Here is a 13,697-nt window from a genome sequence, read left to right on the forward strand (position 1 = left end):
GCGACGAAAGCGTTCCCCGAAGGTCCGGCCATGAAGGAGGGTAGAGCTATCAGCGACGATGACGGCACGGTCGCCGAGGACCTGCGCGCCCGGGTGCGGGCACTGCTCGACGAACACGATCCGAGCCGCACCGATCCGCGGGAATTCCTCGGCGCACGGTTCGACGCGGGCCTGGCGTGGGTCTACTTTCCGCGGGGCAGCGGCGGCCTCGACCTGCCCCGAAGCTTTCAGGCTCAGGTCGAGGCCCAGCTGGCCGCGGCGGGAGCACCGCCCGGCGGCGGAGGACACAACGGCATCGGAATGGGCATGGCGGCACCGACGATCGCCGCCTTCGGCAGTAACGAACAACAACGAAAGTTCCTGCGGCCGTTGTTCACCGGAGAGCACATCTACTGCCAGTTGTTCAGCGAGCCGGGTGCGGGATCCGACCTGGCGGGTCTGGCGACCCGCGCGGTGCGTGACGGCTCGTCCGAAGACGCGGACTGGATCGTCAACGGGCAGAAGGTATGGACGTCGGGCGCGCAAAACGCGCAGATGGCGATCCTGGTCGCGCGCACCGACCCCACGGTTCCCAAACATCAGGGGCTGACGTATTTCCTGTGCGACATGACCGTCGACGGCGTCGATGTCCGTCCGTTGCGGCAGATCACCGGCGAAGCCGAGTTCAACGAGGTGTTCCTAACCGATGTCCGAGTGCCCGACGCCAACCGGCTCGGTCCCGTGGGTGGTGGCTGGAAGGTGGCCACCACCACGCTCAACAATGAGCGGGTCGCGATCGGTTCCCTGGCCGGCATCGGCCGCGAAACCGGGATGATCGGCAAGGTCACCGCGGCGTGGCGGGCCGAGCCGGAGCTGCGCAACCCGGCGATGCACGACGAGCTGATGCGGCTGTGGGTCGAATCCGAGGTCGCTCGGCTGGTCGGGCTGCGACTGCGCCAGCGACTCACCGCCGGCCAGCCCGGGCCGGAAGGCGCCGGCATGAAATTGGCCTTCGCCCGCCTGGCTCAGGCGATTTCCGGCTTCGACATCGAATTGCACGCCGAGTCCGGGTTGCGCTACGACGACTGGACCATGCGCCGGCCCGAGACGGTCGACTTCACCGGGCGTGAGCCCGGATACCGCTACCTGCGGGCGCGGGGCAACTCGATCGAGGGCGGCACCTCGGAGATCCTGCGCAACACCATCGCCGAGCGGATCCTCGGCCTGCCGCCCGAACACCGGGTCGACAAAGACATCCCGTGGAAGGATCTGCCGCGATGAGTGACCTGCTCTACTCCGACACCGAGGAAGCCCTGCGTGTCAGCGTGCGCCGGCTGTTGGCCGACCGTTGTCCGCCGGAAGTCGTGGCCCGCGCCTACGACCCGCAGCCGCAAGACTTCTCCGAGGTCTGGCACGCACTGGCCGCCGATCTGGGAGTGGCCGGATTGCTGGTGCCCGAGTCGCTGGGCGGCGCCGGAGCAAGCGCCCGCGAGGCGGCGGTGGTGATGGAGGAGATCGGCCGGGCTGTCGCACCGGTGCCGTTCCTGTCCAGTGCGGTGCTGGCCACCGTCGCGCTGCTGGCGGCCGGCGACACCGAGACGGTGCCGGCGCTGGCAGCGGGCGACATCACGGCGGCGTTAGCGGTGCCGCTGTCCACTGCGCCGGATGACCCGGTCGCCGGGGTGACGGTCGGCGGCGACGGACTGTGCGGACGCCTCACCAGCATCGCCGGTGTCAGCGAAGCCGACGTGCTGGTGGTGCCGGTGACCGGCCCTGACGGGCTCGAGCTGCACACGGTCTCAACCCCCGCGGAAGGCCTGTACGTGTCGCCGGTGCTGACGCTGGACATGACCAGACGGCTTGCCGACGTGGCGTTTTCGGGGGTGGCTTCGACGAGGATCGGCGCCGGGTCGGCCGGGCTGGCCGCTGCACTGCAGACCGGTGCGGCGTTGCTGGCTTCCGAGCAGCTCGGTGTCGCGCAGTGGTGTTTTGACACCACCCTTGCCTATGTCAAGGACCGTAAGCAATTCGGCCGCGCGATCGGCTCGTACCAGGCGATCAAGCATCGGCTGGCGGATCTGTGGCAGGAGGTCAACTCTGCTGCTGCAGCAGCCCGGTACGCCGCGGACACCTGCGCCCGTCACGACGGCGACGCGGCGATCGCCACGGCTGTTGCGCAAGCCTACTGCAGCGGCGTCGCCGTTCATGCCGCCGAGGAGTGCATCCAGTTGCACGGCGGGATCGGTATGACCTGGGAGTATCCCGCGCATTTGTACCTCAAGCGGGCCAAAAGCGACCAGTTGGCTTTCGGCACCGGCTACCGTCACCGCGCCCGGTTGGCGAGCTTGGTCGACCTGCCGACCTCCTGAGATTTGGCACGTAAGTGCAACCGACGACGCCGCTACTCGGCAGATGCGTTGCCAGTGGCACTGTCGCGGCTGATCCGCCGGGCCACCTCGCCGTAGCGCTCGATGCGCTCAGGATCGGTGAGCGCGTTGTAGAGCACGAGCCGGGTGGCGATACCGCCGTACTTTTTGCTCAGCGCGTCGGCCAATCCGTCCCAGGTTGACTCGGTGGCGAAGGTCGCGATGTGCTCATCGGTGATCTGGGCCGCCATGCCGGCGAAGTCGCCGGCCTTCTGCTTCTGCCGGATCCGCGCGGTGGTGCCCTCGAATCCGGCTTCGTCGAAGATGAACGCGTAGTTGGGCGTGCTGGCGTAGAAGGCCAGGCCGGCGCGCACGAGTTCGCGTTGCTTGTCGCGCTCGTCGTCGCTGTCGCCGACGATCGTCATCTCCGGCACGATCACGGCGATCTCCGACACCGAGCGCCCGGCACCGGCCGCTCCGTCGGCGATGTTGGGCAGCGCGTGGCGGGCCAGGTAGCCGGGCTCGGCTATCGGATGGATATGCACGCCGTCGGCCACGTCGCCGGCCATCCGCAGCATCCACGGATTCACCGCTGCGATATCGACTTTGGGGTCGGGGGCGTCGATGGGTCCCGGGCTCCACTGGGGAGTGATGAAGTCGAGGTGGTAGAACTTGCCGTGGTAATCGAGCTTGCCGGTTCGAAACGCCGCGAAACACGCCTTGACCGCGAGCACGTAGTCACGCAGCCGCGGGCCGGGTTGCTCGAAGGCCACGCCGTAACGCCGCACGACATGTGTGCGCACCTGCGTCCCCAGACCCAGCCGGAACTTCCCACCGGTTGCTTCGGCAAGCTCCCACGCCGTGGTCGCCGTGACGAACGGACTGCGCGGAAAGGCCACCGCGATACCGGTGGACAATTCGAGTCCGGGCGCGGCCTGCGAGGCCACCGCGGCGTTGAGGTAGGCCGTGCGCCCCGCCTCGGTGAACACCAGACCGGCAAACCCCGCGGCCTGGGTACGTCTGGCGAGCTCACCGACCCGGCCCAGCGGTAGCGGCGTCGTCATCGCGTCGACGTGCATGGGTGCGACGCCTAGGTTGCCGGCTTGGCGGCCAGTTTGGCTCCGAAGAACTCCCGGGTCGCCGTCCAGTGCCGCTCGGCGGCGGCGGCGTCATAAGACGGGTTGTCCGCCACCGCGAAGCCGTGCCCGGCCGGGTACATCTCGATGGTGTGCTCGACGCCGGCTGCTGTCAGGGCCTTCTCGAGCACCTCGGCGGCGTCGGAGGTAAACGAGGCGTCGTTGTGCGCCCCGGCTATATAGATGTGGGCGCGTATCTGCGCGGCCAGCAGGTGCGGGCTGTCGGCGGCGTCGGTCACCAGTCCGCCGGGATGGAAGGCCGCCGCGGCCGCCACACGGTCCGGGACGCGGCCGGCCACGGTGAACGAGGCCCGCCCGCCCATGCAGTAGCCGGTGGTGCCGAATCTTTTGCCTCGCACCTGCGGGTGATCGGCAAGGTAGTCGAAGAAGGCGACGGCGTCGGTGGCCATCATGTCCGGGGTGATGCTGGCCAGCATCGACATCAGCCGATTGCGCTCCGCTGGGTTGCCGAACGCGGTTCGCATGTCGAATGGCGTCCAGTCGCCGTGGCGGTAGTACACGTCGGGCAACAGCACCGCGTAGCCGAAGCCGGCCAGCTTGGCCGCCATCGCAGCCAGGGTGTCGCGTACTCCGCCGGCGTCGACATACATGACTACCCCGGGCCACGGGCCCGGACCGTCGGGGGTGAACAGGCGCACGGGGCAGGCGCCGTCGGATGTGGTGACGGTGTCGGTGATATGCGGCATGCCCTCCGTTCTACTCCGCGGGTTTGCACGTACGCTAAGCGGCGTGCAGATCGCCACACCGTACGAAGATCTGTTGCGGCTGGTGCTGCAGCGTGGCACCCGCAAGGCCGACCGCACCGGCACCGGCACCCGCAGCCTGTTCGGTCAGCAGATGCGCTACGACCTGTCCGCCGGATTTCCGCTGATCACCACCAAGAAAATCCACCTGAAGTCGGTCATCTACGAACTGCTGTGGTTTTTGCGCGGGGATTCCAACATCGACTGGCTGCACCAGCACGGAGTCACGATCTGGGATGAATGGGCCTCCGAGACGGGCGATCTGGGCCCGATCTACGGGGCGCAGTGGCGGTCCTGGCCGACCCGAACGGGGGAGTACGTCGACCAGATCAGTGCAGCACTGGAGCTGCTGCGCACCGATCCGGACTCACGCCGCATCATCGTGTCCGCCTGGAACGTCGGCGACATCCCGAAGATGGCGCTGCCGCCATGCCACCTGCTCTTCCAGTTCTACGTGGCCGACGGGCGGCTGAGCTGCCAGCTGTATCAGCGCAGCGCTGACCTGTTCCTGGGGGTGCCGTTCAACATCGCCAGCTATGCGCTGCTCGTCCACATGATGGCCGCCCAGGCAGCGTTGCAAGTTGGTGAGTTCATCTGGACCGGCGGGGACTGCCACATCTACGACAACCATGTGGAGCAGGTGCGGCTGCAGCTGTCCCGCGAACCGCGGCCCTACCCTGAACTCATTTTGGCGAAGCGAGATTCGATCTTCGACTACACCTACGACGACATCGTGGTGAAGAACTACGATCCGCACCCGGCGATCAAGGCGCCCGTCGCGGTATGAGGCGCGCCGGCGACGATGCAGAGCGCAGCGATGAGAAGGAGCGGCGCCGATGAGCCGCGCCGGCGACGATGCAGAGCGCAGCGATGAGAAGGAGCGGCGCCGATGGGCCGCGTGAGCCTGATCTGGGCTCAGTCGACGTCGGGGGTCATCGGCCGCGGCGGGGGCATCCCGTGGCGGCTGCCCGAGGATCTGGTTCGCTTCAAACAACTCACGATGGGTCACACCGTGGTGATGGGCCGGCGGACCTGGGAGTCGCTGCCGGCCACGGTTCGTCCGCTGCCAGGTCGTCGCAATGTCGTACTGACCCGCCAAGCCGACCATGTGGAGGACGGTGCCGAAGTCGTCAACTGTCTCGACGAGGTGCTGACCGATCCGGTCGTGTGGGTTATCGGCGGTCAGCAGATCTATACGCTCGCGCTGCCGATCGCGAGCCGGTGCGAGGTCACCGAGGTGGACATCGACTTGCCCCGGGAACCGGCTGACGCGTTAGCCCCGGCGTTGGACGAGACGTGGGTCGCAACCACGGGAGAGTGGCTGATCAGCAGCACCGGGCTGCGCTACCGGGTGCACAGCTACCGCCGCCGGTGAGTCGACCGTGACATATGAGCTCCGTGATTCGGTTTCACCGCCTCTGAAAGTCATCAGATCAGACCTGCGCCCCGACCGAGACGATCCGGTCCAATTCGCCGAACGGTTCGACGGGGCGATCGAATACTCACGACATCAACCGACTGAGGTCCGGCCCGCTCGCCGTTCCCGCATTGTCGGCATCCCACACGATGCCGCGCACTCTCACGCAACGGACCAATCAGGCTCTGCTCGAGTCGATGGTGGCCGACGCAGGCTCAAGGCCGCGCCGTGGGTGATCACGCCACAGGAATCGCGTCGTGAGTCCGTGCCGCGACCGGCGGCGATTGACGGTCAGGGCCAGTCAGCCGACCAACGGGTTCCGAACTGAGATCGTAGAACCGAATCGTCCGAAATCGCGGTCGGCCGACCACAACTCGCGCACACCGTGGACCACGCATAATGCCGCTATCCGGGCGTCGTGCACCCGCGGACCGCTGACTCTCCCTGCTGCGAGGACCGCCTTGAGCCGGTCCCAGTAACCGGGCGGTTCAGCTAGCACGGACAGGGAAGGCGACGCCAACCAGGCGTCGATCTGTGCTATTGCCTGGGCCGGTGTGCTCGGCGGGTCGTAGATCTTCGGATGCGTGCAGATCGCGAAGAACTCATGCAGGCACGGCCAGGCGACAGCCCAGGCCGACCTGCCCTCAGCGAGTGCCTTGATGTGCTCAGCCGCCGCGGAATGAAACTCGGCGTCGCGTCGGTGCGCGTACACCAGGATGTTGGTGTCGACGGCGATCATGTCGGATAGATCGCGTCGCGGATCTGGTCCCACGACGCACCGCGAAACGCCTGCTGTAACCCCTGACCGTCGACACTGGCATCCGCCAGCACGAACGGCGAGTGGATTGAGCGTTGCTTGACCACAGTGCGCAGACCGGTCTCGATCAACTCTCGCAGCGTGGTCCGCTGCTGGCGGGCGAGTTCCTGCGCCGCACGCACGAGCTCGTCAGGAAGGTTCACCGTCGTCTTCATCCAGCTAACCTTATCATACAAGCCATACGACCGTACTAGCACAGATCGGGGCTGTCCGGGCCGCGCGCTAAGGTGAGCGCCGTGGCCGAGACCGCGCCGCTGCGCGTTCACCTGATCGCCAAGACCGAGTTCGTGGCGCCTCCGGACGTGCCGTGGAGCACCGACGCCGTCGGCGGCCAGGCGCTGGTCGAGTTCGCCGGACGGGCCTGCTACCAGAGCTGGTCGAAGCCCAATCCCAAAACGGCAACCAATGCCGGCTATCTGCGGCACATCATCGACGTCGGGCATTTCTCGGTGCTCGAGCACGCCAGCGTGTCGTTCTACATCACCGGTGTGTCCCGCTCGTGCACCCATGAGCTCATCAGGCACCGGCACTTGTCCTTTTCCCAGCTCTCGCAGCGCTACGTGCCGGAAGCGGACGCGCAGATCGTCGTGCCGCCGGGGCTGGAAGACGATCCGCAGCTGCGGCGCATTCTTGCCGAGGCCGCCGACGCCAGCCGCGCCGCCTACACCGAATTGCTGGCCAGGTTGGAGGCCAAATTCGCCGACGCGCCTAAGGCAGTGCTGAGCCGCAAGCAGGCCCGCCAGGCCGCCCGCGCCGTGCTGCCCAATGCGACCGAGACCCGCCTCGTGGTTACCGGCAATTACCGGGCCTGGCGGCACTTCATCGCGATGCGGGCCAGCGAGCACGCCGACCTAGAGATACGGCGACTGGCTATCGCTTGCCTGCGCCAGCTCGTCGACGTCGCCCCGGCGGTCTTCGCCGACTTCCAGATCAGCACGCTGGCCGACGGCACGCAGGTCGCCACTAGCCCGCTGGCCACCGAGGCCTGACCGCGAACCCCCGCCGCGAGGGTGCGCAAATACGGACTCATCCCGGCGTGTCGCGTCGTTACTACGCACGCTCGCGGCAGGAGCGCGGTAGGTGCTGCCGGGTAATCTGGGTCCGTGAATACTGCCGGATTCGACGCGAGGACGAGCCTTGGCACCGTGTTGACCGCGATGGTGACGCCCTTCGGCTCCGACGGCGCGGTGGACACCGAGACCGCGGTACGGCTGGCCAATCACCTGGTCGACGCGGGTTGTGACGGACTGGTGCTATCCGGCACCACCGGGGAGTCGCCGACCACGGCCGACTACGAAAAGCTGACACTGCTGCGGGCAGTGGTCGATGCGGTGGGAGACCGGGCCCGGATCATCGCCGGCGCGGGCAGCAACGACACCGAACACAGCATCAGGCTGGCCGAGGCCTGCGCTGGCGTGGGCGCCCATGCACTGCTGGTGGTCACGCCCTACTACTCGAAGCCCTCCCAAGCCGGGTTGATCGCCCACTTCACCGCGGTTGCCGACGCCACTCCGTTGCCGGTGCTGCTCTACGACATCCCGCCGCGGTCGGTGGTGCCGATCCTGCCCGACACCATCCGCCAGTTGGCCACCCACCCCAACATCGTCGGCATCAAAGACGCCAAGGGTGACCTGCACGCCGGCGCGCAGCTGATGGCCGAGACCGGGCTGGTCTATTACTCCGGCGACGACGCGCTGAACCTGCCCTGGTTGGCGATGGGGGCGACCGGTTTCATCAGCGTGATTGGCCACTTCGCGGCCGGTCAACTCCGAGACATGCTCACCGCCTTCCAATCCGGAGACATCGCGACCGCCCGCAAGATCAACCTGGCGATCAGCCCGCTCTGTGACGCGATGAGCCGCCTCGGTGGGGTGACGATGTCCAAGGCCGGCCTGCGGCTGCAGGGCATCGACGTCGGCGACCCGCGGCTGCCGCAAGTGGCCGCGACCTCGGAACAGGTCGAGGCGCTGGCCGCCGACATGCGCGCGGCCTCGGTGTTGCGGTGAGTCAGGAGCTGTGCCCGCCGGGTCCGCTGACACCTGGCGGCTTGCGGGTCACCGCGCTGGGCGGTGTCAACGAAATCGGCCGCAACATGCTGGTTTTCGAGCATCTGGGCAGGCTATTGATCCTCGACTGCGGGGTGTTGTTCCCCTCCCATGACGAGCCTGCCGTCGATCTGATCCTGCCCGACCTGCGGCACATCGAAAACCGCCTCGACGACGTCGAGGCGGTGATCCTGACGCACGCCCACGAGGACCACATCGGTGCGATCCCGTTTCTGCTCAAGCTGCGCCCCGACATCCCGGTCGTCGGCTCGCGGTTCACCCTCGCCCTGGTCGCCGCGAAGTGTCGTGAGCACCGGCTCAAACCGGTGTTGGTCGAGGTCGCCGAGGGCCAGCGCAGCACCCACGGGGTGTTCGAATGCCAGTATTTCGCCGTCAACCACTCCGTCCCCGATGCGCTGGCGATCGCGGTCCACACCGGAGCGGGGACCGTCCTGCACACCGGTGACATCAAACTCGACCAGCTGCCGCCCGACGGCCGGCCCACCGACTTGCCCGGCTTGTCGCGGCTCGGCGACGCCGGCGTGGACTTGTTCCTGTGCGATTCGACCAACGCCGAGATGCCCGGTGTCGGACCGAGCGAAAGCGAGATCGGTCCGACGCTGCACCGGCTGATCCGCGGCGCCGAGGGCCGGGTGATCGTGGCGTGCTTCGCCTCCAACGTGGACCGGGTGCAGCAGATCGTCGACGCCGCAGTGGCATTGGGACGGCAGGTGTCATTCGTCGGGCGGTCGATGGTGCGCAATATGGGTATCGCTCGTGAGCTCGGATTTTTGAAGGTGGCCGATTCGGACCTGATCGACATCGGCGCGGCCGAGACGATGCCGCCGGAAAAGGTGGTGCTGATCACCACCGGCACTCAGGGCGAGCCGATGGCGGCGTTGTCGCGGATGTCGCGCGGTGAGCACCGCAGCATCACGCTGACCTCCGGCGACCTGGTGGTGTTGTCGTCGTCCCTGATCCCCGGCAACGAGGAGGCCGTCTACGGCGTCATTGACGCACTGTCGAAGATCGGAGCCCGGGTCGTCACCAACGCCCAGGCTCGGGTGCATGTGTCCGGCCACGCCTACGCCGGCGAACTGCTTTTCCTCTACAACGGAGTGCGGCCACGCAACGTCATGCCGGTCCACGGCACCTGGCGGATGCTGCGCGCCAACGCCGCCCTGGCCGCCCGTGCCGGCGTCCCCGAGGATTCGATCTTGTTGGCCGAGAACGGTGTCAGCGTCGACCTGGCGGCCGGCAAAGCCCGTATCGCCGGCGCGGTACCGGTCGGCAAGATGTTCGTCGACGGCCTGGTCACCGGCGACGTCGGCGACATCACCCTCGGCGAGCGGCTCATTCTTTCCGCGGGGTTCGTCGCGGTGACCGTCGTGCTGCGGCGCGGCACCGGACGCCCGGCAGCGCCGCCGCACCTGCATTCTCGCGGCTTCTCCGAAGACCCCAAGGCGTTGGAGCCGGCGGTGCGCCAGGTCGAGGCGGAGCTGGACATGCTGGCTGCCGAGAACGTCACCGACCCGGTGCGGATAGCTCAGGCGGTGCGCCGCACGGTGGGCAAATGGGTCGGGGAGACCTATCGCCGCCAACCGATGATCGTGCCGACCGTCCTCGAGGTCTGAGCTGTTGGCGTTGAGATTGCGTCTATGGTCGTGAATTCGGCCCGATCACGACCCTGGACGCAATTTCAGCGCGGGATTTCCCGCGAGCATCAGGGTCGCAACTGACCCTTGGCAGGGTCGCCGGCGACGATCGGGGTGAGCATCCTGATGTCGGGCGCCCCGGCCAGGTGCCGGCCGGCGTCGGCGAACATCGTGGTGATGGCCGGCGCGGTGCTGTGGGCCTGGAGCGCGTCGGCGTCGGCCCACTGCTCGATGAAGACGAAGGTCTCGCCTGATTCGTGCAGCGCATAGAGCTGGCAGCCGGGCTCGCCGTGGACGTCTCTTACCGCACGGGTCAAAATGTCGCGGACGGTGTCGACCGACTCGGGTTTGGCGGTCACGGTGGCAACGACGACGACGGGCATGCCGGCAACTCCTCGGGGTCAGCTCGGTAGCTATCAGGGTGACGCCGGTCACCATACTCAACGATCCCGGCGGCTGACCGGTCACACTCCGTTACGGGTGTGGCGGATGGTGCAGATAGTGTATTTGGGACTAGGCTTCCTAGTATGCCAAGTAAGACTGTCGCCCGGTCCAGCAGCCGAACGAGCAGGTCACGGGCCACGTCGCGGGCCGGTTATGGGTCGGCACGGGCAGCAGCGCGGCGCAAGCGGCCGAGCAAGCCGACGCGACGTCGAAACCACTCGTTGATCGCCACCCTGGGGCTGGCGTGCGGCCGGGGAGCGCGCGCGACCTGGCTGCTGCTGGCCAGAGGCACCGGTACCGCGGCACGATCGCTCGGCCGCGGCCGTGCCATCGAGCCGGGGCACCGCCGCGACGGTGTTGCGTTGGCCCTGCTGGGACTGGCTCTGTTGGTGGCGGCCAGCTGCTGGTTCGACGCCGCGCGCCCGGTCGGGGCGTGGGTCGACGGGGTGTTGCGGACGTTTATCGGCGCAGGGGTCGTGGTGCTGCCGTTGCTGACCGCTGCCGGCGCGGTGCTGCTGATGCGCACCGAGCCCAACCCAGACACTCGACCGCGTCTGATCCTCGGCGCGGCAATGGTTGCGCTGTCGCTGCTGGGACTGTGGCATTTGTGGGCCGGCTCGCCGGACACCCCGGACGGGCGCCGGCAGGGCGCAGGGTTCATCGGGTTCGCCATCGGCGGGCCGCTCTCCGACGGGCTGAGCGGCTGGGTGGCCGCGCCGCTGTTGTTCATCGGGGCGTTGTTCGGGACGCTGTTGTTGAGCGGCACCACGATCCGAGAGGTCCCCGCCGCGGCGCGGGCATTGTTCGGCACCCGGGCTTTCGACGACGGGGATTTCGGGTGCGATCAAGACGAATACGTCGGGGCCGGTTACGTCGGGGCCGAATACCTCGGACCCGACGACGAAGACGGCTACCACGACGACCCGCCGAGCGGCGATCCTGTCGCCGCCGACGAGACTCCCACCGTCCCCGAGCCGACCGTGGCTCGCGGCGGCCGCAGGGCTAAACGCGAGGCACCGGTGACTGATCGGGTCGTCGAAGGGCCCTATACCCTGCCACCGCTGAGCCTGCTGGTCGCCGGTGATCCGCCCAAACGACGCAGCTCCGCCAACGACCGCATGGTCGACGCGATCACGTCGGTGCTGCAGCAGTTCAAGGTCGACGCGGCGGTGACCGGCTGCACCCGGGGCCCGACTGTCACGCGCTACGAGGTCGAGCTCGGCCCGGGCGTCAAGGTGGAGAAGATCACCGCGCTGCACCGCAACATCGCCTACGCGGTGGCCACCGAGAGCGTGCGGATGCTGGCCCCGATCCCCGGCAAGTCCGCCGTCGGCATCGAGGTGCCCAACAGCGACCGGGAGATGGTGCGGTTGGCCGACGTGCTCACCGCGCCGTCGACGCGTCGCGACCACCATCCGCTGGTGATCGGTCTGGGCAAGGACATCGAAGGCGACTTCATCAGTGCCAATCTGGCCAAGATGCCGCACCTGCTGGTTGCCGGCTCTACCGGATCGGGCAAATCCAGCTTCGTCAACGCGATGTTGGTGTCGCTGCTGACCCGGGCAACCCCGGAGGAGGTCAGGATGATCCTGATCGACCCGAAGATGGTGGAACTGACGCCGTATGAAGGCATTCCGCATCTGATCACCCCGATCATCACCCACCCCAAGAAGGCCGCCGCCGCGCTGGCCTGGCTGGTCGAGGAAATGGAACAGCGCTACCAGGACATGCAGGCATCCCGGGTGCGCCACATCGACGACTTCAACGCGAAAGTGAAATCCGGCGCGATTTCGGCCCCGTTGGGCAGTCAGCGCCAATACCGGCCCTACCCGTATGTGGTGGCGATCGTCGACGAGCTGGCCGACCTGATGATGACCGCGCCGCGGGACGTCGAGGACGCCGTTGTGCGGATCACCCAGAAGGCCCGCGCCGCCGGCATCCATCTGGTGCTGGCCACTCAGCGGCCGTCGGTCGACGTGGTGACCGGTTTGATCAAGACCAATGTGCCCTCCCGGCTGGCGTTTGCGACGTCGTCGCTCACCGACAGCCGGGTGATCCTGGACCAGGCCGGCGCGGAAAAGCTGATCGGGATGGGCGACGCGTTGTTCCTGCCGATGGGCGCCGGCAAACCGATCCGCCTACAAGGGGCCTTCATCACCGACGAGGAGATCCACGCGGTCGTGGCCGCCTGCAAGGAGCAGGCTGAACCCGAATACACCGAGGGCGTCACGGCCGCCAAGGCAGGTGCGGAACGCAGCGACGTCGATCCCGACATCGGCGACGACATGGACGTGTTCCTGCAGGCCGTCGAGCTGGTGGTGTCCAGTCAGTTCGGCTCCACCTCGATGCTGCAGCGCAAGCTGCGGGTTGGGTTCGCCAAGGCCGGCCGGCTGATGGACTTGATGGAGACCCGCGGCATCGTCGGGCCGTCCGAGGGGTCCAAAGCACGCGACGTGCTGGTCAAACCCGACGAACTCGCCGCGACACTGGCGTTGATCCGCGGTACCGCGGGAGACACCGAGGGGCGCTAAAGCACCAGCAGCATCCGAGAGTTGCCGAGCGTGTTCGGCTTGACGTAACTGAGGTCCAAAAACTCGGCGACACCGCGATCGTAGGAGCGGCACATCTCCTCGAAGACCTCGGCGGTGACCGGCGTGCCCTCGATTTCGGTGAAACCGTGCCGACTGAAGAATTCGGTCTCGAAGGTCAGCACGAACAGCCGCTGCAGTCCCAGCTCGCGGGCGACCTGCAGCAACCGATCGACGATGGCATGACCGATGCCCCGGCCCGTCATGAGTGGGTCCACGGCCACGGTGCGCACCTCGCCCAGATCGGACCACAGCACGTGCAGCGCCCCGCAGCCGACCACCTCGCCCTGATGTTCGGGGTGCTCGGCCACCCAGAACTCCTGGACCGACTCATACAGCGTCACCAGGTTCTTTTCCAGCAGGATCTTGCCGGCGTAGGTGTCGACGAGCCGTTTGATCGCCGGGACGTCGGCGGTGCGCGCGCGCCGGATCACCGGCCGGTAGGCCGTCCAATCGCCGGCTGCGCTCACGGGTTGAACAGTATCG

The 13,697-nt window shown here is 67.4% G+C and carries 14 protein-coding genes; 8 read left to right on the forward strand and 6 right to left on the reverse strand.

Going from position 1 to position 13,697, the window contains the following annotated elements; genetic code table 11:
- Positions 1-30: 30 nt before the first annotated feature.
- Positions 31-1,260, forward strand: coding sequence for an acyl-CoA dehydrogenase family protein (locus F6Q13_RS11310; protein ID WP_293056403.1), 1,230 nt, complete (start codon positions 31-33; stop codon positions 1,258-1,260).
- The gene (locus F6Q13_RS11315) at positions 1,257-2,348 is read left to right on the forward strand and encodes an acyl-CoA dehydrogenase family protein (RefSeq protein WP_293056351.1); all 1,092 of its coding nucleotides are present in this window, start codon (positions 1,257-1,259) and stop codon (positions 2,346-2,348) included. The genes F6Q13_RS11310 and F6Q13_RS11315 overlap by 4 nt, the downstream gene beginning before the upstream one ends.
- A 32-nt stretch (positions 2,349-2,380) precedes the next feature.
- Here the strand turns inward: F6Q13_RS11315 and F6Q13_RS11320 are convergent, their stop codons facing one another.
- Both F6Q13_RS11320 and F6Q13_RS11325 read right to left on the reverse strand, forming a co-directional pair.
- Positions 2,381-3,424, reverse strand: a complete 1,044-nt coding sequence (locus F6Q13_RS11320) for a TIGR03617 family F420-dependent LLM class oxidoreductase (protein ID WP_293056352.1) — start codon at positions 3,422-3,424, stop codon at positions 2,381-2,383.
- Between the two features lie 11 nt (positions 3,425-3,435).
- Entirely contained in the window at positions 3,436-4,188 is a 753-nt protein-coding gene (locus F6Q13_RS11325) for a dienelactone hydrolase family protein (RefSeq protein WP_293056353.1), read from the reverse strand.
- Between the two features lie 43 nt (positions 4,189-4,231).
- Here F6Q13_RS11325 and F6Q13_RS11330 point away from each other — a divergent pair, with 43 nt between their 5' ends.
- A complete protein-coding gene (locus F6Q13_RS11330; RefSeq protein ID WP_293056354.1) occupies positions 4,232-5,032 on the forward strand; it encodes a thymidylate synthase in 801 nt (266 codons plus the stop codon).
- 102 nt (positions 5,033-5,134) lie between these two features.
- A complete protein-coding gene (locus F6Q13_RS11335) occupies positions 5,135-5,620 on the forward strand; it encodes a dihydrofolate reductase (RefSeq protein WP_293056356.1) in 486 nt (161 codons plus the stop codon).
- 343 nt (positions 5,621-5,963) lie between these two features.
- Here F6Q13_RS11335 and F6Q13_RS11340 read toward each other — a convergent pair whose 3' ends face one another.
- A complete protein-coding gene (locus F6Q13_RS11340; RefSeq protein ID WP_293056357.1) occupies positions 5,964-6,401 on the reverse strand; it encodes a TA system VapC family ribonuclease toxin in 438 nt (145 codons plus the stop codon).
- Complete coding sequence (locus F6Q13_RS11345; RefSeq protein WP_293056358.1) at positions 6,398-6,634, reverse strand: type II toxin-antitoxin system VapB family antitoxin; 237 nt, start codon at positions 6,632-6,634, stop codon at positions 6,398-6,400. The genes F6Q13_RS11340 and F6Q13_RS11345 overlap by 4 nt, the downstream gene beginning before the upstream one ends.
- Before the next feature lie 81 nt (positions 6,635-6,715).
- Between F6Q13_RS11345 and thyX the strand changes: the two genes are divergently transcribed.
- From thyX to F6Q13_RS11360, 3 genes are all read left to right on the forward strand, one after another.
- Complete coding sequence (gene thyX / locus F6Q13_RS11350) at positions 6,716-7,468, forward strand: FAD-dependent thymidylate synthase (RefSeq protein ID WP_293056359.1); 753 nt, start codon at positions 6,716-6,718, stop codon at positions 7,466-7,468.
- A 168-nt stretch (positions 7,469-7,636) separates the two neighbouring features.
- Complete coding sequence (dapA, locus tag F6Q13_RS11355; RefSeq protein ID WP_293056405.1) at positions 7,637-8,485, forward strand: 4-hydroxy-tetrahydrodipicolinate synthase; 849 nt, start codon at positions 7,637-7,639, stop codon at positions 8,483-8,485.
- Positions 8,482-10,158, forward strand: coding sequence for a ribonuclease J (locus F6Q13_RS11360; protein WP_293056360.1), 1,677 nt, complete (start codon positions 8,482-8,484; stop codon positions 10,156-10,158). The genes dapA and F6Q13_RS11360 overlap by 4 nt, the downstream gene beginning before the upstream one ends.
- Positions 10,159-10,247: 89 nt before the next feature.
- Here F6Q13_RS11360 and F6Q13_RS11365 read toward each other — a convergent pair whose 3' ends face one another.
- Positions 10,248-10,562, reverse strand: a complete 315-nt coding sequence (locus F6Q13_RS11365; RefSeq protein WP_293056361.1) for a putative quinol monooxygenase — start codon at positions 10,560-10,562, stop codon at positions 10,248-10,250.
- A gap of 144 nt (positions 10,563-10,706) precedes the next feature.
- On the opposite strand from F6Q13_RS11365, the gene F6Q13_RS11370 reads away from it, so the two are divergent.
- The gene (locus F6Q13_RS11370) at positions 10,707-13,154 is read left to right on the forward strand and encodes a DNA translocase FtsK (RefSeq protein ID WP_293056363.1); all 2,448 of its coding nucleotides are present in this window, start codon (positions 10,707-10,709) and stop codon (positions 13,152-13,154) included.
- Here the strand turns inward: F6Q13_RS11370 and F6Q13_RS11375 are convergent.
- On the reverse strand, positions 13,151-13,681 hold the full coding sequence (locus F6Q13_RS11375; RefSeq protein ID WP_293056365.1) for an amino-acid N-acetyltransferase: 531 nt from the start codon (positions 13,679-13,681) through the stop codon (positions 13,151-13,153). The genes F6Q13_RS11370 and F6Q13_RS11375 overlap by 4 nt on opposite strands.
- Positions 13,682-13,697 lie beyond the last annotated feature (16 nt).

The organism is Mycobacterium sp. (assembly GCF_008709575.1).
Lineage (GTDB): Bacteria > Actinomycetota > Actinomycetes > Mycobacteriales > Mycobacteriaceae > Mycobacterium.

Bases quoted from the DNA above. Each gene is read 5' to 3' on its own strand.
- F6Q13_RS11310 (WP_293056403.1), top strand. From the start codon at position 31: ATGAAGGAGGGTAGAGCTATCAGCGACGATGACGGCACGGTCGCCGAG.
- F6Q13_RS11315 (WP_293056351.1), top strand. From the start codon at position 1,257: ATGAGTGACCTGCTCTACTCCGACACCGAGGAAGCCCTGCGTGTCAGC.
- F6Q13_RS11320 (WP_293056352.1), bottom strand. From the start codon at position 3,424: ATGCACGTCGACGCGATGACGACGCCGCTACCGCTGGGCCGGGTCGGT.
- F6Q13_RS11325 (WP_293056353.1), bottom strand. From the start codon at position 4,188: ATGCCGCATATCACCGACACCGTCACCACATCCGACGGCGCCTGCCCC.
- F6Q13_RS11335 (WP_293056356.1), top strand. From the start codon at position 5,135: ATGGGCCGCGTGAGCCTGATCTGGGCTCAGTCGACGTCGGGGGTCATC.
- F6Q13_RS11340 (WP_293056357.1), bottom strand. From the start codon at position 6,401: ATGATCGCCGTCGACACCAACATCCTGGTGTACGCGCACCGACGCGAC.
- F6Q13_RS11345 (WP_293056358.1), bottom strand. From the start codon at position 6,634: ATGAAGACGACGGTGAACCTTCCTGACGAGCTCGTGCGTGCGGCGCAG.
- dapA (WP_293056405.1), top strand. From the start codon at position 7,637: ATGGTGACGCCCTTCGGCTCCGACGGCGCGGTGGACACCGAGACCGCG.
- F6Q13_RS11365 (WP_293056361.1), bottom strand. From the start codon at position 10,562: ATGCCCGTCGTCGTCGTTGCCACCGTGACCGCCAAACCCGAGTCGGTC.
- F6Q13_RS11370 (WP_293056363.1), top strand. From the start codon at position 10,707: ATGCCAAGTAAGACTGTCGCCCGGTCCAGCAGCCGAACGAGCAGGTCA.